Here is an 18,706-nt window from a genome sequence, read left to right as displayed (position 1 = left end):
ATTAGTTAAGGGCCAGTTCATGCACGGCGGCGGCAAACTGCCGGCCCCGGTCTTCGTAGTTCTTGAATAAATCGAAGCTGGCGCAGCAGGGCGAGAGCAGCACCACGTCGCCGGGTTGCGCCAGGGCCCCAGCGCGGCGCACGGCGTCGGCCATGCTCCGGGTTTCTTCCACGTGCGGCACCTCGTGCTCAAACGCGGCGCGCAGCTTGGCATTGTCCAGGCCCAGGCACACCAGGGCCCCTACTTTCTGGCGGGCCAGCGGTTGCAGCGAGGCGTAGTCGTTGCCCTTGTCGGTGCCGCCGGCAATCCAGACGATGCGCTTTTTGAGGCCGTCCAGGGCGTACCAAGCGGCCTCTACGTTGGTGGCCTTGCTGTCGTCGATGAACTGCACGCCGCCAATTTCGGCCACCAGTTGGAGGCGGTGGTCGGCGTTTTGGAAGGTACCCAGGGCCCCTTCGATTTGCTCGGGCGAGGCCCCGACGATGCGCGCAGCCAGGATGGCGGCGGCCAGGTTCTGGCGGTTGTGCTGGCCGATGAGCGGCGAGTTGGCGATGCTCACCTCGTCGGGGTGGCGGTCTTCGATGGGCAGGTGCACGCGCAGCGTGGCCTCGTTTTCGTAGTAGCCGGCCAGGTGGTAATCGGGCCGGTGGTGCAGGCTGAACGGCAGCACGAAGCAGCGCATGAACGCCGTGGGCAGGAAGCGCCCGGTGTGCTCGTCGTCTGCGTTGTAGATGAGGTAATCGTCGGTGACCAGGTTCTCGGCGATGCGCATTTTGGCCTCGGCGTACTTCTGAAGCGAGTACTCGTAGCGGTCGAGGTGGTCGGGGCTGATGTTGAGCAGCAGTGCAATCCAGGGGTGAAAATCATGGATGTCGTCGAGCTGGAAGCTGCTCAGCTCCAGCACGTAATACTCAAACTTGTCCTCGATGACCAGCTCGGCCAGCGAATGGCCGATGTTGCCCGCCAAGCCCACGTTGAAGCCCGCTTCCTTCAGCAAGTGGTGGGTGAGCAGCGTGGTGGTGGTTTTGCCGTTGGTGCCGGTGATGGCGATAAACCGCGCCTTGGTGTGGCGGCTGGCGAATTCGATTTCCGAGGAGATTTGGATTTTCTTTTCGCGCAGGGCCCCCACGACCGCCGCTTTTTCGGGAATACCGGGGCTCTTGACGACCTCATCGGCGGCCAGAATTCGGTCCAGCGAGTGCTGGTTTTCCTCGAACTCAATGCCTGTCTGCACCAGCTTTTCCTTATAGCGGGGCTCGATGGGGCCCCGGTCGGACACGAACACGGCGTGGCCTTTGGCCTGCGCCAGCAGTGCCGCCCCTACCCCACTTTCGGCCGCGCCGAGGATGACAATGTTCATGCTTAACGCAGCTTAAGGGTTACCAACGTAATGACGGCCAGCATGATGCCCACAATCCAAAACCGCGACACGATTTTGGATTCGTGGTAGCCCAGCTTCTGGTAGTGGTGGTGCAGCGGCGACATGCGCAGGATGCGGCGCCCTTCGCCGTACTTGCGCTTGGTGTATTTGAAGTAGCTCACCTGGAGGATAACCGACAGGTTTTCAATCAGAAACACGCCGCAGAGCACGGGAATCAGCAATTCTTTGCGCACAATGAGGGCCAGCACGGCGATGATGCCGCCCAGGGCCAACGAGCCGGTGTCGCCCATGAACACCTGCGCCGGGTACGAATTGTACCACAAAAACCCGATGCAGGCCCCCACGAACGCGGTGCAGAAAATGACCAGCTCGCCCGAGTCCGGGATGAACATCACGTCCAGGTAATCCGCCAGCAAGGCGTTGCCGCTCACGAAGGCGAAAATGGCCAGCGTGATGCCGATGATGGCCGAGGTGCCCGCCGCCAGCCCGTCGAGCCCGTCAGTGATGTTGGCGCCGTTGCTGACGGCGGTGATCAGGAAAATGACAATTGGGATGTAGAAGATGGCGTACAGCCCATTGAAAAACGTACCCGCCGTGGCGAACAAGTCGCCGTAGTTCAGCTCGTTATTCTTCATGAATGGCACGGTGGTAATCATCAGGTGCACGTCGTGGTACACCTTGCTGGCATCGACGGCCGATAGGGCCCCGTTGGGCAGCAAGTACTGGCGCACGGTCACCTCGTTCGAGAAAAACAGCACCCAGCCCACCGTAAGGCCCAGCCCCACCTGACCCAGCACTTTGAATCGCCCACTCAGGCCCTCCTTGTTCTTGCGAAACACCTTGATGTAGTCGTCCAGAAAGCCAATCAGGCCGAGCCACACCGTGCTCAGAATCATCAGGATGATGTAGATATTGCGCAATCGGGCCAGCAGCAGCACCGGCACCAGAATGGCCAGCAAAATGATGAGGCCACCCATTGTAGGGGTACCTTTTTTCTCGTTCTGGCCCTGCAGGCCCAGGTCGCGGATGCTTTCGCCCACCTGTTTTTTCTGGAGTAAGCGGATGAGGCGGCCACCGAACAGCTGGGCAATGAGTAGCGAAATTACCACCGCCAGGCCGGCCCGGAACGTAGTGTACTGAAACACCCCGGTGCCGGGCACGTGAAAATGTTCGTGGAGGTAGCGGAAGAAATAATAGAGCATGGGCAACGGCGAATAAAGCGGGGCGGGGCCCCCGGCTTTACTTGTTCAAAGTTTCAAATAATTCGAGCAGGACTTCCTTGTCGTCGAAGTGGGTTTTCACGCCCTGCACGTCCTGGTAGTTTTCGTGGCCCTTGCCGGCCACCAGCACAATGTCGTGGGGCCCCGCCCACGCCAGGGCAGCCTCGATGGCGGCGCGGCGGTCGGGCAGGGTGCGCACGCGGGCCGCGTCGGGCGCCAGCACGCCGGCTTGCATCTGGGCCAGTATTTCGAGCGGGTCCTCGAAGCGCGGGTTGTCGGAGGTGAACACCACTTGGTCGGACAGGCGGGCGGCGAGGGCGGCCATTACGGGGCGCTTGGCGGCGTCGCGGTTGCCGCCGCAGCCCACTACCGTAATGATGCGCTGCTCGGGCCGGCGGATTTGGTGCAGGGTTTGGAGCACATTTTCCAGCGCGTCGGGCGTGTGGGCGTAGTCTACCACGGCCGTGATACGCTGGCGCGCCGACACCACCGGCTCGAAGCGGCCAGGGGCCGTGTTCAGGCCCGAAAGAATGGTGAGCACCTCCGTCGGGTCTTCGCCCAGCAGCACGGCGGCCCCGTACACGGCCAGCAAGTTGTAGGCGTTGAATACGCCGATGAGGCGGAATTGCACCTCGCGGCCGTCAATTTCCAGGAACAGGCCGTGCACTTCGTTGGCAATGAGGCGGGCCCGGAACGTGGCCGCCCCGCGCAGCGAGTAGGTTTCGCGGCGGGCGGCGGTGTTTTGCAGCATCACGGGGCCCCGCTTGTCGTCGGCGTTGGTGAGGGCAAAGGCGGTTTTGGGCAGCGCGTCGAAGAAGCCCTTCTTGGCTTTCAGGTAGTTGTCGAACGTGCCGTGGTAGTCGAGGTGGTCGTGGGTGAGGTTGGTAAAAATGCCGCCCGCGAAGCGCAGGCCCGTCACGCGGTGCTGGACCACGGCGTGGCTGCTCACCTCCATACAAGCGTGGGTGCAGCCGGCGGCCACCATGCGGGCCAGCAGCGCGTTCAGCCGAATGGCGTCGGGCGTGGTGTGGGTGGCGGGAATAACAGTTTCGTCGATCTGGTTCTGCACCGTGCTCAGCAGGCCGGCGTGGTAGCCCAGTTCGCGCAGCAGCTTGTGCAGCAGCGTGGCGCAGGTAGTTTTGCCGTTGGTGCCCGTCACGCCAATCAGCTTGAGCCGGCGCGATGGGTGGCCATGAAACGCTGCCGCCACCAGGCCCAGGGCCCCGGCGCTGTCGGCTACCTGCACGTAGGTGGTGCCGGGGCGCAGCACGGCCGGCAGCTCCTCGCAAATGACGGCCGCCGCGCCCTGGGCCACGGCGGTTTCGATGAACTTGTGGCCGTCAGTAGCCGTGCCGCGCAGGGCGCAAAACGCCACCCCGGGGCCCGCCTCCCGCGAGTCGAGGGTGAGGCCGGTGATGGCCCCGTCGGGGGGCCCCTGCTGCTGGAGCACGGCCACGTCGGCGAGCAAGGAAAAGAGTGGGAGAGAAATCAAGGGCAAAACCGCGGGGCGGGGCTTCGGAGGCGAGAAAACAGGTTAAGCGTTGCGCGCCGATTTGCGGAGTTTGTCGGCGGCCAGGCGGGTTTTGGGGGGCTTGGCTTTTAGGTCGGACTTCGTCTTAGATTTATCAGCCTTGGCTTTTGCTTCCGCCTTGGTCTTAGTTTCCACCTTGGCTTTTGCCTCCGCCTTGGGCTTGGCGGCGTCCACTTTGGGAGCTACGGCTTTGACTTTGCTGGGCAAAACCTTGGCGGCTATCGGTTCGGGGTCGGCGGGGGTCAGGAGCTTGTTTTCTGCCAGGTCGGTGTGCTCGGGCGCGGGCAAGGCGCGGGGAGCGTCGTCGCGGGGCCCTGTCTCTACCAACGTGAGGTTGATGGCGTCGCCGCGCTTGTAGGGGGCCCCAGCGGCCAAGCTCTGCTCGCGGACGCGGCCCGTGCCCAGGGCCCGCACGTGCAGGCCCCGGTTTTCGAGCAGAAACAGCGCGTCGCGCAGGCTCAGGCCCCGGGCGTTGGGCACGCGGCCGGCGCGCACGGGGTTCACCACCAAGGCTACGGTGCGGGCGTGGAATGCTGTATCAGATGCGCCCCGCACCCACTCCTCGCCGCCGGTAGCCTGGGTGTTGCCGGCTAGGCCCAGCTTCTGGCAGACTAGGGCCAACTCGTCTTGCATACCGGCGCGCACCAGCGGCACACGGCTCTTGTTCAAGCGGGCCTTGGCCAGCAGCGGGCGCTGGCTGAGCAGGTCGCGGGCCATGCACTTATCGGCCACTTCGCGGAACACCGGGGCGGCCACGTCGCCACCGTACACGCGGCCGCGGCTGGGCGAGTCAATCACCACGATGCAGCTGTACTTGGGCTTGTCAGCCGGGAAGTAGCCGCAAAAGCTAGTCGAGTACGTTTTGGTGTAGTGGCCGTTTTTAAATTTCCAGGCCGTACCTGTTTTGCCGGCGATGGTGTAGTCCTTGGGCCGAATCCGGCTGGCGGTGCCCTCGGCCACCACGCCTTCCAGCATGGCTTTCAGCTTGCGCAGCGTGTTGTCGGAGCAAATTTTTGGGATCAGCACCCGCGGCGCAAATTCCTGCACCACCTGGTCGGCCTGCTTGATTTGCTTGACAATCATGGGGGCCACCTTCGTGCCGTTGTTGGCCACGGCGTTGTAGAAGGCCAGCGTTTGCAGCGGGGCCAGCTTCAGTTCGTAGCCGATGCTCATGGTTGAGAGCGAGGTGCGGCTCCAACTGCGGTCGGTGGGGTCCTTCACGTAGGGCAGCGCCTCGCCGTTCATCTGGAAGCCCAGTGGCTTGTCGAGCCCGAATTTCTTGAGGTAGTTGGTGTACTGCGTGGGGTTGGCGGCGAAGTGCTCCTGCACCAGCCGCGCCACCCCAATGTTGCTTGACTTCTCAAACACCTGCTGCACCGTGATGCGGCCGTTGGGGTGCGAGTCGGTCTTCACGGCCCCGCCAATGGCCATGCGGCCGGGGCCCGTGTCCACCACGTCGTCGAGGGTAATGTCGGGAAACGCCTCCATCAACGCCATCATCGAGGCCAGCTTGAACGTCGAGCCCGGCTCGGTGCGGCCCTGGTCGGCGAAGGCATAGTTGTAGTCTTCCTTATAGGTGTCGTCGGCGGCGCGGCCCAGGTTGGCCACAGCCTTTATTTCACCAGTTGCCACTTCCATCAGAATCACGCAGCCGTACTGGGCGTTGTTGTCCACCAGCGACTTGTAGAGGGCGTTTTCAGCCACGTCCTGCAAGTTGATGTCGAGCGTGGTTTTAATGTCGTAGCCCGGCTGTGGCTTAATTTCGGTGCCGTCGTAGAGCGGTTTCACGCCGCCCGGTACGCGCTCAAACAGCGCCTCGCCGGCCTTACCCGCCAGGCTGGGCCCGAAGGTGAACTCCAGGCCCGCGCCGTGCTGCTGCTCGTTCACGAAGCCCACCGTGCGCTGCGCCAGGCCCCCAAACGGCCGGAACCGCTTGTCCACCTTCTCGAAAATGGCGCCGCCGCGGTTGCGCTTCGCCCGGAAAATGGGCCACTGGGCCAGTAGCTTTTTCTCTTGAAAGTTGATTTGGCGCGAGTTCAGGCGGATGTAGCGCAGGGCCGGTTCCTTGGCGCGGCGGGCGTTGGTGAGGCGCTGCTTGTACTCCTGCTTGGTGCGGTCGCCGAAGAAGTGCGACAGCTGCCAGGCTAATGAATCGACCCCGGCCTGAAACACAGCTTCTTCCACCACGGCTGGATCCCAGGCCACTCGGTAGAAGGGCAGCGAGGTAGCCATAATGCTCTCGTTGTCGGAGAAGATATTGCCCCGCGTAGCCGGTACCGGCTGGTAGCTGATGCGCCGCTCCTGCTCCAGGGCCCGCCACTTGGCGCCCTCCTGAAACTGGATGCGCGTGGCCTTCCACAAGATGAGGCCCGAGAAGACGGCCACCCCCAAAAAGGCCAGCCGCACCCGCGTCACAATCGACTTTTTAACGCTGCCTTTCATCGACGGTGGGAGGTAGTGAGTTGGGTACGAGCAGCTTGCTTCTTGTGCTCGGTTGTACTCTTTGTACTTTTTTTAACTAATTTATTATCGTCGGGCTTACGGGCTGTTTTGGCCTTGGTCTTCTTCATCAGCAACTTAGGGGCCCGGCGCACTGGTGCGGGCGTCGCGGCGGCCAGCGAGTCTTCGGGGATAGCGGCGGCGATTTCGGGTTCGCCTTCGGTGCCCGAGCTGGCGTAGCGGCGGCGGCCAGCCAAAGCGTCGGCCCGCTGGGCCGCCAGCGAATCGCGGCCCGCACGGGCCGCCAGCGTGTCGGCCGTCAGCACGGGCATGAGTTCCAGCGCCGCAGCATCGAGGTGGCCGGCCGGTACCTGGATGCGGAAGGGCGGCGACGAGCTTTCGACCAGCCCGAAGGCCGCTACTTTGCGGGCCACCTCGCTCTGCTTACTGGCCTCCATGTAGTCCGATTTCAGCGTGGTGTAGTCAGCGCGCAAGTCCTCAGTTTCCTGCTTGAGGCGCTGGATGTTGCGGCTCATGCGGTTGCCGTAGTGCGTGTTGCCAATGTAGAGCAGCGTGAGGAACATCACGAACAGTAGGTGCGGCAGGTAGCGCACCGGCAAGCCCTCGCGGAAGAGCCCGTCCACGCTCGTCATCCGGTCAAAGACCGAAAACAAGCTCCACGTGCGGGGCACGCGCGGCGGGCGGGGCGGTGGGGCGGGGCGCTCGGGAGCCGCCGCGCGCGGGCGCGGGGCCTCCACCACGGGCTCCGGCGCAACGGCGGCCGGCGCAGGCGGGGGCCCGGGCGCCGGCTCGGGGGCCCGGGGCACGTTGGCGCGGCGCGGCGCTTCGGTAGGTTTATAAGTATTGGCAGCCATGCGGTGGCGGAAAGGCGAAAGGACAAGGCGGCCCGCCGGGCAACACCCCGCAACAGCCACCTACTAAACTCAACTTATTGATTAAAAATTGTTTACGCTAAAATACCTCCTCCCAACAACGCTGCTTCTTCTACTTAATTTCGCACTGCAACCCGCAATTTAGCACTGCGGGCGCGGCTGTTCAGGGCCACTTCCTCGGCCGAGGCCTCCTCGGGACGGCGGTTGAGGGCGGTGAACGGCTTGGTTTCGTGGCCGAAAAAGTCCTTTTCTACCTCCCCAAAAAACTTCCCCTTGCCAATAAAATTCTTGGCCAGCCGGTCTTCCAGCGAGTGGTAGCTGAGCACCACCAGCCGGCCGCCGGGGCGCAGCACCTCGGCCGTTTGCAGCAGCATTTCCTGCAAAGCGTCCATTTCCTGGTTCACCTCGATGCGCAAAGCCTGGAAAACCTGGGCCAAATACTTGTTCTCTTTGCCGCGCGGCATCACGCTCTGGATGGCCGTTTTCAACTCTTGGATGGTGGCCAGCGGACGGCCGCGGCGGCCCTGCACCACGGTGGCCGCCAGGGTGCGGGCGTTGGTCACTTCGCCGTACATGCCGAAGATGCGGTGCAGGTCGGCTTCTTTGTAGTCGTTGAGCACGTCGGCGGCCGTGGGGCCCCCGTCGGTATCCATGCGCATGTCGAGAGGTCCGTCGAAGCGGGTCGAAAAGCCCCGTTCCGGCGTGTCGAACTGGTGCGAGCTCACGCCCAGGTCGGCCAGCAGGCCGTCCACGGGCAGGGCGTCGCGGCGGCGCAGCTCGGCGGCCAGGTCGCGGAAGTTGGCCCGCACGAAGGTGAACTGCGGCCGCGCCAGGCGAGCGGCTTCGGCCTCGGCGTCCGCGTCTTGATCGAAGCTGTAGAGGTGGCCGGTGGTGAGGCGCTCAAGCAGGCGCGCCGAGTGGCCGCCGCCGCCAAACGTCACGTCCACGTAGCGGCCGCCGGGCTGCACGTCGAGCCCGGCCAGGCATTCGGCCAGCAGCACGGGGCGGTGGTAGGCGGTATCGTTGGGGCGCGGTTCCATCATCAAAAGGCCAGGGCGGGGTCGGTGGCCAAAAATTTCTGGGCCTGTTGGCTAAAGGTCTGTTGGTCTTTGATCAGGAACTCCTCGTAACGAGCGGGGTCCCAAATTTCGCAGCGGTTGCCCAGGCCCACCACGATGGCTTCTTTCTCGATGCCGGCGTAGCGCAGCATGGTGCGCGGCAGCATAAAGCGGCTGATGCTGTCTAGCTCCACTTCCGTCATGCCCCGAAAAAAGTTGCGCTGGAACTGCCGGTACTCCTCGTTAAACTCGTCGAGGGCCATCACTTTGTCGTGGATGACGCGCCAGGCGGCCCGGGGGTACAACACCAGGCAGGGCTCGAAACCACGCACGAGTACCAGCTGGTTGCCCGACTCGTCGGGCAGGTTGCCCTTCACCTTGGCCGGGAGCACGAGCCGCCCCTTGGGGTCGAGCTTGCATTCGTATTCGCCGGAGAGCAGGTGCATGGCGGGGCCAGGGAAAAGGGAGGGAAGTAAACAAAAGTACGGGCGTCTTTTTGAATAACAACCACGATTTACCATTATTTACCACAATTCAGAACCCGTTTTTGGGGCCCCAGGGGCATATTCGCTTGGGCCCTCGTAGGTATTTGCCAAAATGGCAGCTACTTTCGGGGCCACTTCAACCGTTCTGCTCATGCGCTTTTTCTCTTGGCGTTTCCCCGCGCTTTCGTTGGCCGTCGGTGCGGCACTACTGCTCCACGGCCCAGCGGCCGGAGCCCAGGGCCGGCCCCAACCGGGGGCCCCGGTGCCGATTTTGTTTGTCGGCAACAGCTTCACCCACGGGGGCCGCCTGCCGGTGCAGCAGTACAACGCCGCCGCCGTGACCGACGAAAACTACGGCCAGCCCAAGGGCACACCCCGCCAGGGCAACCCGCCCGAGCTGGGGCCCTGGGGCGGCATCCCGGGCATTTTCAAGAAGCTGGCCGACGAGGCTGGGCTGAGCTACGACGTGCACTCGGAAACCCTGAGCGGGCAAACGCTCAAGTTTCACTACGACAACGCCCTGAGCGTCATCAACCAGCCGCGCTGGCAGGCGGTGGTGCTACAGGAGTACAGCACGGGGCCCCTGCCGGAGCGGCGCAGCGGCAAGCGGGCCGAATTCTACGATTACGGCACCCGCCTCGAGCAGGCCGTGCACCAGGCCAACCCCGCCGCCCGCGTGTACTTGTACGAAACCTGGGCCCGCGCCGACCTCACCTACCCACCCGATAAGCCCTATTCGGGCCAACCCGTGGATTCGATGACGGCCAACTTGGACGCCGGCTACTACGGCCTGGCCAAGGCCAACGGGCACTTCGCGGGCGTGGCCCCAGCGGGCGATGCCTGGCTGCGGGCCATCCAAACCGGCGTGGCTATGCCCAACCCCTACGCGCCCGCTACCGGCCAGCTCGACCTCTGGACCGACGACCATTACCACCCCAGCCCTTGGGGCGCCTACCTCAACGCCTGCGTGCTGCTGGCTACCATCACCGGCTACGACCCGCGCGCCCTGGGGCCCCAAGAGCAAGCCGCGGTGGACCTGGGCATTGCCCCGCCCGACGCCGTGGCCCTGCAACGCCTGGCCTACGAGCAGGTGCAAGCCGCCCCGCCGGCCGACGCTATGCCCCGCCGCGGCAAGCTAAAAACCAAATACAAGCGCGCCAAGGCCGCACTTGCGCCCTAAACGCCGGGACAGAGATTTGTGCGCCGCCGGGGCCCCGGACCATACTTTGCAGCGGGAAGCCCCGCTTCCTCGCCCACCGAATGCCAGCCGGTGGCTGGCCGCCCTGGTGTTCACCACCTCGGTAGGGCCTCACGGTGGAGCGGCACCTACTGGTTCAGCGGGCGCAGCTGGGCCAGACTGGCGCTGTTGGCGCCCGACCGCACAGGTTCTGTCGGGACCACTGCCCCGCCATGCAAAAAACCGGCTACGACGCCAACGACTAGATTGCTGAGGCCCACGCCTACGGCCACCTACCCGGCTGCTGCAAGAAAACTGCGGCCGCCCAACAACAGGGCCCCGGGGCCCCAGTTCAACAAAAAGGCCCGCTTCGGCGGGCCTTTTTGTTGGTTAAGGTTTGGCCCTAGTCAGGCTTTAGTTTTCCACAACCGCCACCAAGGCAGGTACGGCTGGTCGTGGTGCTCGTAGTGGTACCCAAAAAAGTAGCACGTAGCAAAGGCCCAGGCGTGGTGCCGTAGCTGGCTGCGCGACTTGTGCCGGTTGTCGGGTTCGTGTTCGCCGCGGTGCGGCAGGTAGGTGCCGAAGAAGAACAGCTGCAACGTGGCCAACACCGCTGGTATCATCCAGAAAGCAATGACGTTGGCCTGCGGGAAGTACAGTTTCAGTACGTTGTAGGTAACGGCCATCAGCAGTACTTGCCACCAGGTCACGTAGTTCCAGGCGAATCGGGCCAGCCAGGGCAGGAAACCAGGGTGGTCTTCGGGGTGAAAATCGGGGTCGGCTTGCGTGCCCACGTGGCGGTGGTGGTCGTGGTGCTTGGGCAGCTGGTTCGGGAACCAGTTGTAAGCAAACAGCACCGTGGCCGCCGTGCCCAGGGCGTTGTTGAGACGCTTGTTGGGGCTTACCACGCCGTGCATGGCGTCATGTGCCGTGATAAATAACCCGGTATAGAGGTGCGTTTGGAGCAGCATGAGCAGGTAGGGCCCCGGCGCGTGCCAGTTGGGCTGGTAGCCGGCTAGCAGCCACGCCAGCAGCCCGCCCCAGGCCGCGATAATCAACAATGCCGCCGCCACGCCCTTGCCGGCCAGCGGCGCGGGGGCCACGCGGCGGGTAGGTAAGGAAAGGGCAGTGGATACGCTCATCAATGCTACTTGTTAAGTTACAACCCCACCAAGGCCTCACGCACTTGCTCCATCAGCCACATGGGCGTACTGGTAGCCCCGCAAATGCCCACCGATTGCCCCGGCTGGAACCAGGCGCGGTCGATGTCGTCGACGTTGGAAATGAAGTGGGTACGCGGGTTAGTATCCTTGCATACTTGGTAGAGCACCTTGCCGTTGGAGCTTTTGGTGCCCGACACAAAGGCAATCTGGTCGAACTGCGCCGCGAAACGGCGTAAGTCCTTGTCGCGGTTGCTCACCTGCCGGCAAATGGTATCGTTGGCATTCACCTGGTAGCCCCGGCTTTCCAATTCACTCTTAATGTTATAGAAGCTCGCAGTGCTCTTAGTCGTTTGGCTGTAAAGCGTTAGTGCCGAGGGCAGCTCGTGGGTCATCAATTCGGCCAGGCTCTCAAACACCACGGCCCGGCCGCCGGTCTGGCCCAGCAAGCCGAGCACCTCGGCGTGGCCGTGCTTACCGTAAATGAAGATTTGCTCGCGCTTGTCGAAGCTGGTTTTGATGCGGTTTTGCAGCTTCAGCACCACCGGGCAACTAGCGTCAATCAGCGTCAGGTTATTTTCCAGGGCCAACTTATAAGTACTCGGCGGCTCGCCGTGGGCCCGGATGAGCACGGCCTCGTCGCGCAGCTCGGCTAACTGCTCGTGGCAGATGATGCGCAGGCCACGCAGTTGCAGGCGGTGCACTTCCTCGTCGTTGTGCACGATGTCGCCTAGGCAGTACAAGTAGCCTTGCTCGTCGAGCAGGTCTTCGGCCATTTGAATGGCGTAGATGACTCCAAAGCAGAAGCCGGAGTTAGGGTCGATGCGAACACTGAGCGACAAGGACGGCATAGTGGCAGGGTAACCAGGAAAACCCGCTTAAGGTTGCGGCTATAATTTCCCAAAGACCCGACGGCCCTCGAAATCCTGGATTACCTGGGTTTCCACCGGGCTGTCCTTCACCACTGCGTTGTCGCGCCAGAACTCAGGGTGGTAGCGGCGCTTCTTAATTTCTGCCAAATCTTTCACCTCCTGCGCGGTATCGGGGTACTTCTGGCCAGGCGTCGGCAGGCCGTATTCGTAGAGGAAGAATTGGGATGTTGTCGTCGTTTCCGATGGCATACCCTTCACCGTCATCTGGACGCTGGCTACCACCTGCGTGCTGGCCAAGCGGCTGAGCGAATCGCCCAGGGCCCCAAAATTGGTGGTGATGCGCAGCGCGCAGGGCCCAAACTGGATGGCGGGGTTGCTGGAAGTGAACAGGCCGGCCGTGGGCAATTCCCGCTCGTAGCGGAACAGCGCGGCCGTGCGCGGATCAATGTAGAGGGTACCGCTGGCCACCGGGTCGCCGGCCACGCGGGGCCCAAAGTCAACCACGGCCAGTTCGCGGCCTTGGTCGCGTAAGGTTTGGCGCAGCACAAAATGGAAACGCTCGGCGGCGTTGGGCCCCAGGGGCATCGCTGTGCGGCTGGCCCCGCCGGGCACTACGAAAACGGGCAGCGCCCGTGTGTAGATGGAGAAGTTGTTCATGCCCATGATGCCCGGCACCAAGGCGTAGCGCGCCTCGCCCAGCACCCAGCTGGGCATGTCGCGCGGCGTGAGCTTCACGTCGTAAAATGCATCGAAGAACTCGCGGTAATGGCCGTTCTCGCGAGTTTTCTGGCGGTAGAAGCCCCGGCCGTACTGCACGTCGGCCTGGTGGCGCAGCAGCTTGGCGTAGCAGCGGCGCACCAGATCTTCGGCCTCGGCATTGGCCCGCACCGTCACTTCGGGCAGCTCCACGGCACTGGCTTTGAGCACAATGGCCGCTGGCAGGGCCCCAGCCTGCGTAGCCAGGGCCCCGGCGCGCGCGTAGCCAATACTGAGCACCACGAGCTGCTGCGGCAGCGCGGGCACCCGCAGGCCAAACTCGCCCACCTCGTTCGTCGCGGTGCCGGTGCGGCCGTCGGCTAGGACCACGCTGGCGTAGGACACGGGCTGGCCCTTTTCGTCCACCACCCGGCCCGTTACCAGCCCCTGGGCACTAGCAGGGCAGCCGGACAAAAGAGCTAGCAGGGCCCCCAGCAAACAATAGCAATAACACATAGCTGCAAGGTAGCCCGGTACCGCCCACCAACATAAAAAAAGGGCCTTCCGCAACTGCGGAAGGCCCTTTTATCATTGGTTAGCGTTACCTAGTACTTCACTACGCGGCTGCGCACCTGCTGGCCGCCCACGTTAAGAAGGTAGGTGCCCACGGGCAGACCCGCCAGGTCAATTTCACCCGAAGCGGGCAGGCTTACTTCCTGCACTACACGGCCCATCAGGTCGCTGATGCGCACGCGGGGCGCGCTGGCGGCCAAAGCGGCGGGCAGGGTAATGGTCACCTTGCCAGCGGTTGGGTTCGGGTAGATAGTGATGTCCACCGCGCCATCGTTCTGCACCGACAACGTGGGCGAGTAGGCCACTTTGCCATCGATGTCGATTTGCTTGAGGCGGTAGTAGCTCACGCCTGGCAGCGGCTGGCGGTCCACGGCGTCGTAGGTGGTGCGGGCGCTGGTGTTGCCCTGCGCCGCCTTGGTCAGCACGGTCGTAAACGTCTGGCCATTCGAGCTGCGCTGCACGTCGAAGCTGCGGCTGTTTTTCTCGCTGGCCGTCACCCAGTTCAGGTTCACCTGCTTGTTACGAAGCTGCGCCGTGAACGATAACAGTTCTACTGGCAGCGGCGCTAGGGGCTGGTTGTTGGGCACCAGGTAATTTTCAGCAGCTAGTACCCCGTCGTTGTTGTATTCAAACGCGTAGACTTTATACGTAGCAGTAGGGTCCAAATTGGTCATCGTGAAGCTGCCCGATGCCCCGCTGAATACTACATAGGTGTTAGTAGCTGCCTCAATGGCTGTACCCGTACCGAACTGATAAGCACCATTGGCATCAGTAGTGCCAGGGTCGAAGTTTTGCTTATCTTGTGGAAACAAGTTAACCGGTAACATGTCATAATACGGGGTAACAATTACCAAGCGGTTTTGGCCAAAAGCTTTTCCGGGGTCCGGGTTAGCCAACCTAAACTGAACAGTGGCATTTGTACTGCCCGGATTTCGATAAATAATGGCCGTTGATTGCTGCGACGGCTCAGTGGCAATAGCAAAACCTGAAACTCGCCCGTTGCCGCTAGGCAGCACGAAGTATTGCCCATTGCTGAAGCTCGGGTTCCTAAATTCCAACTCCTGAGCCGCGTTGCCTACCCGCACTGGGCGGAAGCGCACTAGCAAGTCCTGGGAGAAGTTGCCGGTCGTTGCATCCGGGGTCACCGTGGTCGACGTTATGTAAGTCGCACCGTTATCTAGCGAAAACTCAAACTGCGGCGTTCCTGATGGGTTGCGGGTTGGATCAGACGTATCGTTGGGAACGTGATAATCCACGTTACCTCCCAGCAGGAAGCCTTCCAGGCGTATCGGTTTAGGATCCGTCGTGGTACCTACTACTACGTTGTTGGGAAATGCTTGGAGCACTTGGCTCAGGCGAATCGTTGGCTGGCTAATACCCGTCACCGACACGTCGCCGTTAGGGGCAGGAGCGCTCGAACTACGAATAATTGCGTTCACCGTCAAGGCGTTATTACCCGGAACAAAGCGTACGTAAACCGTCTGCTGCGGTACGTTTCCGTTTGCGTCGCGCGCAAAGGTCAGCGAGGAGACAAAATTGGTGTTATCGGTTGATATTTGAAAGTATCCCGCATCTGGACCGCTGGGGGCCACCGTCAGGTCTTGCACCAAGTTGGTTCCCGACACGCGGAATGATTGCGAGAGTGATATAGAATTAGGCCGGGTGGCAAATGTGAAGCTGTAATTATTAGGATTGCTGACCGAAAGATCAGAAATACGGCCGCTCGTGTTAGTCGCCATGACGGAAACCGACGACGTAGCGGTAGTACCACTAACCAAATTAATTACTTCTGTATAGTTTCCCGTCGGCACGGTTGGCACCAGTTTTACTTCGATGGTTTGCGTGGCCACCGTACCGCTGGTGCTAACCAGCGTGAGGGGGTCGCTCGAAAAGGAGCCACCTGCCGTTACGTTACGAAATAAAATAGTCGTCTGACTTGGCGTGAGTACGATGTCGTTGGTGAGGTTTGTACCGCTCACTTCAAAGCTTAGCGTATTAGGGCTACCGCTATTGGTAACGGTTCCGAAGTTAATTGCCCCTGGAGTCACGTTAATGGTTGCACTGGCCGGGGCAGCCGTACCAGTGCCGCTTACTGCCACACTCTGAGTCACGGAGCCGCTGCCGTTAGGGGTAGCCACGGCCACAGCAGCATTGTACACCTGTACAGCAACGGGCGTGAAGCGCACATCAATCGATGTGTTTGCCAGAGTTCCGCTGGTTGGCGTCAGTACAATAGCATTCGTAGAAAATACATTCGACCCCGTGCGGATACGAAACCCAGTGGGGGGCGTAACGGTCAAGTTGCCCTGCAGATCTTGACCACTGACGGTGAAAGAGTAAGTATTAGCGCTAGTGTTGCCTACCACCACTGAGCCGAAATCATTCAGTGTGGTGGACGACACGGTCAGCACCGGCGTTGGCAATACCCCCGTGCCCGACACTGATACGGTTTGATTGGTGGCATTTGTGCTGGACAACGTTATGTCGTTAGCATAGGCACCTGCCGCGGTGGGCCTGAATTTTACATATAACGTAGCATTCACGGTGCCCCCGGTTTGCGCCAGTGTCGCCGTTGTGGCGTAAGTAGTGTTATCGCTACTCACTAAAAAGCCGGCTGGGGCCGCTACCGTGATGTCAGCCGTGAGCGACGAGCCCGTTACGGCCACCGTCTTTGCACTGGAAGACGTATTGGTTGCTTGACTTCCGAAGCTTTGCAGCGCGTTCGGGTTCACCGTGATAGTTGGGGAACCGGGTGTGCCCGTGCCTGTGAGCGCAATACCAGATGTACGGGTCACAAGGTCTCCATTTATATCGTATATACTAGCACGAAAAGTACGGGGTTGGGCTCCAGTCGTTGTCGGTTTAAAGCGCAAGTAAATTGCTGTATTTGGAACATTGCCGCCAGCATCCGGTGTCAATACGATGGCACTTGGACTAAACGTATTATTGTCTATACTCCCTTCAAACATATTAGGAATACCAACCGAGATACTACCGTTTGTCGGTACACCACTTCCGCTTACGGTATAAGCCTTAGAAGTAGACATCGTGCCTATTGATACGGATCCAAAATCCTGAGGGTCACCCGCAGTATTTGGTGTAAGGGTAACTGTCTGGGCCATGCCCAGTCCGGGCATAGCCAGTAGAAAGCAGAGGCAGAGCCACCGCAGCCAACTTGTTAATGGTGAGTAAGGATGTTTCATTGTAGTGTGTGGTATGAGTCAGGCGGATAGGGAATTAATTATGAAAGATTGAATTGCATTTTTAATGGAATATGACTCAAACAAAGAAATATTTTATGATTGGGCTACGATAATATTGTATTATTTCGCACACAATCAATCAAAATGACTGGTTGCTATGCAGCAGTCACGCATTTCAATTGACGAAGTTATACTAATCCAAGTGAACATGCATTACTGTCGATCAACATTTTTGGTTGCCTCTCAAATAGGAAGTATATTTTTGTACAAAAAATATACGGATGATTAAAATAACACTAGTTATAATATTCATCAAATACCTTATTTTCAATATTTTGACTTACTTAAATTTTATCTTCATTCCTAGTTTTTAAAATGCACATAAGGCTGTTTTTTTTGCGTTGAATAGAATCTCACTCAATATTTCCGTGAATTTTTGCTTCATTTTTTGCACTACACCTGGTTTAGCGCTTTCGCTTTAACTGTGGCAGACAGCAAAATGGGCCCCCGGCAGTCCCGCCCACAGGGGAGAGAATGCCGGGGGCCCATTGGTTGCCAGGGGCTTGTTAGCGTTGCGTTACATTATTCTGGTACCTCGCCCAAGCGCGCAGCGTCGGCGGTACTTACGTGGCCGCGCGCCACCAGGAAGCTGCGCACCGTGCGGAACGACTCCGCATCGAGGCCCGATCGGGGGTGGGCCAGGGCTGAGTTGAGCAAGAAGGCCTTGTCTTCGTCAACGTGCGCGCTCAGACCTAGGAAGGCCGGCAAGTTGCTCTCCACCGAAAAGCGCAGGAAGCGGATTTCGGCGTTTTCGGGGGCCAGCGCCACGGCTTGGGCAAAGGTGCGGGCGGCGTCCTGTACGTAGGTGAGTTTATTGAACATGGAGGCGTCGCGGGCCCGAATAGCCTGAGCAGCGGCTTTGTAGCCCAGAACTAGAGCGTCCTGGTCGTGGTACTCGGCCAGGAGCTGGTAGAATTTTTCGCCGGCGGCTTTGTCGGCAGCGGCGAGTTCGTAGTGGCGGCGCAGCAGCGCGGGTTCGTAAGGAGAAGGCATGGCAGAAGGATACGCCGCCGGATGCGCCGCGGCCGCCACCGGGGCTAGGGCAAGCAGCAAGGAAACGAGTAGGCAATTCATGGGGCCCCCAAAGTTACCGCCCCACCGCGGCCCGCTCACAGGCGCGCCAGCCGGTAGCGGAAGTACGAGCCCAGCAACAAAAGTAGTTTGGTGTTGGTGGGCACCCGTACCCGCTGGTGCAAAATGTGCGCCGCAGGCAGGTTCTTAATCTTATAAAACAGCTTCAGGTAGTACACGTACGCCAAGTACACGCCCAGCCGGGCTGGGCGGGGCAGTTGCTGAATGCCAGCGTAGCCGGCCTCAAAATCGGCCCGAATATCGGCTTCGATTTTGCGCTTAGCCACATCGTCGAACCGGTGGTAAGCCACGCCGGGAAAGTACACGCGGCCGCGGTCTTCGTAATCGGAACGGATGTCGCGCAGAAAATTCACCTTCTGAAACGCCGCGCCGAGCCGCCGCGCGGGGCCCCGCAAGTGCTCAAACAAGGCTGGCTGCCCATGGCAGAAAATACGCAAGCACATAAGCCCCACCACTTCGGCCGAACCGTAGATGTACTCGTCGTAGAGGCCCGGGTGGTAGTGCTGGTCTTCCAAATCCAAGGCCATGCTATGGAGGAAAGCGTCGATAAATTCCTGGTCGATGCCGTATTCATGCACCACGGCCTGGAAGGCGTGCAGCACCGGGTTTAGGCTGAGGCCGGTGGCCAGGGCCTCAGCCGTTTGGCGCTGGAAATCGGCCAGCAGGGCCGCCCGGTCGTGGCCGTGGAAGGTATCCACGATTTCGTCGGCCCAGCGCACAAACCCATACACGGCGTACACCGGCGCGTGCAGGCGCTCATCAAGCGTGCGAATACCCAACGAAAACGACGTGCTGTAGCGCTTGGTAATGAGCTTACTGCACGCTAAGCTGGTATCAGTGAATAGTTTAACGTGGTCCATTTTACG

General features: G+C 60.9%; 14 protein-coding genes. 1 reads left to right on the top strand and 13 read right to left on the bottom strand.

The window, feature by feature from the left end; translation table 11 throughout:
- Position 1: 1 nt before the first annotated feature.
- From murD to mraZ, 7 genes are all read right to left on the bottom strand, one after another.
- Positions 2-1,360 carry a UDP-N-acetylmuramoyl-L-alanine--D-glutamate ligase gene (murD, locus tag AXW84_RS06305; protein WP_068230194.1) on the bottom strand — a complete coding sequence of 453 codons (1,359 nt, stop codon included), beginning with the start codon at positions 1,358-1,360 and terminating at the stop codon, positions 2-4.
- Between the two features lie 2 nt (positions 1,361-1,362).
- Entirely contained in the window at positions 1,363-2,583 is a 1,221-nt protein-coding gene (gene mraY, locus AXW84_RS06300; RefSeq protein ID WP_068230192.1) for a phospho-N-acetylmuramoyl-pentapeptide-transferase, read from the bottom strand.
- 37 nt (positions 2,584-2,620) lie between these two features.
- Complete coding sequence (locus AXW84_RS06295; protein WP_442905609.1) at positions 2,621-4,090, bottom strand: UDP-N-acetylmuramoyl-L-alanyl-D-glutamate--2,6-diaminopimelate ligase; 1,470 nt, start codon at positions 4,088-4,090, stop codon at positions 2,621-2,623.
- 45 nt (positions 4,091-4,135) lie between these two features.
- Positions 4,136-6,574, bottom strand: a complete 2,439-nt coding sequence (locus AXW84_RS06290) for a penicillin-binding protein (protein WP_082773735.1) — start codon at positions 6,572-6,574, stop codon at positions 4,136-4,138.
- On the bottom strand, positions 6,571-7,446 hold the full coding sequence (locus AXW84_RS25455; protein WP_071891052.1) for an FtsL-like putative cell division protein: 876 nt from the start codon (positions 7,444-7,446) through the stop codon (positions 6,571-6,573). Before AXW84_RS25455 ends, AXW84_RS06290 begins: the two co-directional genes overlap by 4 nt.
- 134 nt (positions 7,447-7,580) lie before the next feature.
- On the bottom strand, positions 7,581-8,507 hold the full coding sequence (gene rsmH, locus AXW84_RS06280; RefSeq protein WP_236943265.1) for a 16S rRNA (cytosine(1402)-N(4))-methyltransferase RsmH: 927 nt from the start codon (positions 8,505-8,507) through the stop codon (positions 7,581-7,583).
- A complete protein-coding gene (gene mraZ / locus AXW84_RS06275; RefSeq protein ID WP_068230185.1) occupies positions 8,507-8,968 on the bottom strand; it encodes a division/cell wall cluster transcriptional repressor MraZ in 462 nt (153 codons plus the stop codon). The genes rsmH and mraZ overlap by 1 nt, the downstream gene beginning before the upstream one ends.
- A 190-nt stretch (positions 8,969-9,158) precedes the next feature.
- On the opposite strand from mraZ, the gene AXW84_RS06270 reads away from it, so the two are divergent.
- Positions 9,159-10,187, top strand: coding sequence for a hypothetical protein (locus AXW84_RS06270; protein WP_068230183.1), 1,029 nt, complete (start codon positions 9,159-9,161; stop codon positions 10,185-10,187).
- A gap of 404 nt (positions 10,188-10,591) precedes the next feature.
- Here the strand turns inward: AXW84_RS06270 and AXW84_RS06265 are convergent, their stop codons facing one another.
- From AXW84_RS06265 to AXW84_RS06240, 6 genes are all read right to left on the bottom strand, one after another.
- A complete protein-coding gene (locus tag AXW84_RS06265; RefSeq protein WP_082773734.1) occupies positions 10,592-11,326 on the bottom strand; it encodes a fatty acid desaturase in 735 nt (244 codons plus the stop codon).
- A gap of 17 nt (positions 11,327-11,343) precedes the next feature.
- A complete protein-coding gene (locus AXW84_RS06260; protein ID WP_204248426.1) occupies positions 11,344-12,195 on the bottom strand; it encodes a 4-hydroxy-3-methylbut-2-enyl diphosphate reductase in 852 nt (283 codons plus the stop codon).
- A gap of 39 nt (positions 12,196-12,234) precedes the next feature.
- Entirely contained in the window at positions 12,235-13,386 is a 1,152-nt protein-coding gene (locus AXW84_RS06255; RefSeq protein WP_068230178.1) for a carboxypeptidase-like regulatory domain-containing protein, read from the bottom strand.
- A 131-nt stretch (positions 13,387-13,517) separates the two neighbouring features.
- Positions 13,518-16,688, bottom strand: coding sequence for a T9SS type A sorting domain-containing protein (locus AXW84_RS23910; protein ID WP_082773732.1), 3,171 nt, complete (start codon positions 16,686-16,688; stop codon positions 13,518-13,520).
- A 582-nt stretch (positions 16,689-17,270) separates the two neighbouring features.
- Entirely contained in the window at positions 17,271-17,741 is a 471-nt protein-coding gene (locus tag AXW84_RS06245) for a hypothetical protein (RefSeq protein ID WP_068230175.1), read from the bottom strand.
- Positions 17,742-17,857: 116 nt separating this feature from the next.
- Positions 17,858-18,700 carry a phytoene/squalene synthase family protein gene (locus tag AXW84_RS06240; protein ID WP_068230171.1) on the bottom strand — a complete coding sequence of 281 codons (843 nt, stop codon included), beginning with the start codon at positions 18,698-18,700 and terminating at the stop codon, positions 17,858-17,860.
- Positions 18,701-18,706: the final 6 nt, after the last annotated feature.

Source organism: Hymenobacter sp. PAMC 26628 (assembly GCF_001562275.1).
In the GTDB taxonomy this organism is placed as follows: domain Bacteria; phylum Bacteroidota; class Bacteroidia; order Cytophagales; family Hymenobacteraceae; genus Hymenobacter.
Note: the sequence above shows the minus strand (reverse complement) of the source record. Positions and strands in the feature narration are given on the sequence as shown.

Bases quoted from the DNA above. Each gene is read 5' to 3' on its own strand.
- murD (WP_068230194.1), bottom strand. From the start codon at position 1,360: ATGAACATTGTCATCCTCGGCGCGGCCGAAAGTGGGGTAGGGGCGGCA.
- mraY (WP_068230192.1), bottom strand. From the start codon at position 2,583: ATGCTCTATTATTTCTTCCGCTACCTCCACGAACATTTTCACGTGCCC.
- AXW84_RS06290 (WP_082773735.1), bottom strand. From the start codon at position 6,574: ATGAAAGGCAGCGTTAAAAAGTCGATTGTGACGCGGGTGCGGCTGGCC.
- AXW84_RS25455 (WP_071891052.1), bottom strand. From the start codon at position 7,446: ATGGCTGCCAATACTTATAAACCTACCGAAGCGCCGCGCCGCGCCAAC.
- rsmH (WP_236943265.1), bottom strand. From the start codon at position 8,507: ATGATGGAACCGCGCCCCAACGATACCGCCTACCACCGCCCCGTGCTG.
- mraZ (WP_068230185.1), bottom strand. From the start codon at position 8,968: ATGCACCTGCTCTCCGGCGAATACGAATGCAAGCTCGACCCCAAGGGG.
- AXW84_RS06270 (WP_068230183.1), top strand. From the start codon at position 9,159: ATGCGCTTTTTCTCTTGGCGTTTCCCCGCGCTTTCGTTGGCCGTCGGT.
- AXW84_RS06265 (WP_082773734.1), bottom strand. From the start codon at position 11,326: ATGAGCGTATCCACTGCCCTTTCCTTACCTACCCGCCGCGTGGCCCCC.
- AXW84_RS06260 (WP_204248426.1), bottom strand. From the start codon at position 12,195: ATGCCGTCCTTGTCGCTCAGTGTTCGCATCGACCCTAACTCCGGCTTC.
- AXW84_RS23910 (WP_082773732.1), bottom strand. From the start codon at position 16,688: ATGAAACATCCTTACTCACCATTAACAAGTTGGCTGCGGTGGCTCTGC.
- AXW84_RS06245 (WP_068230175.1), bottom strand. From the start codon at position 17,741: ATGCCTTCTCCTTACGAACCCGCGCTGCTGCGCCGCCACTACGAACTC.
- AXW84_RS06240 (WP_068230171.1), bottom strand. From the start codon at position 18,700: ATGGACCACGTTAAACTATTCACTGATACCAGCTTAGCGTGCAGTAAG.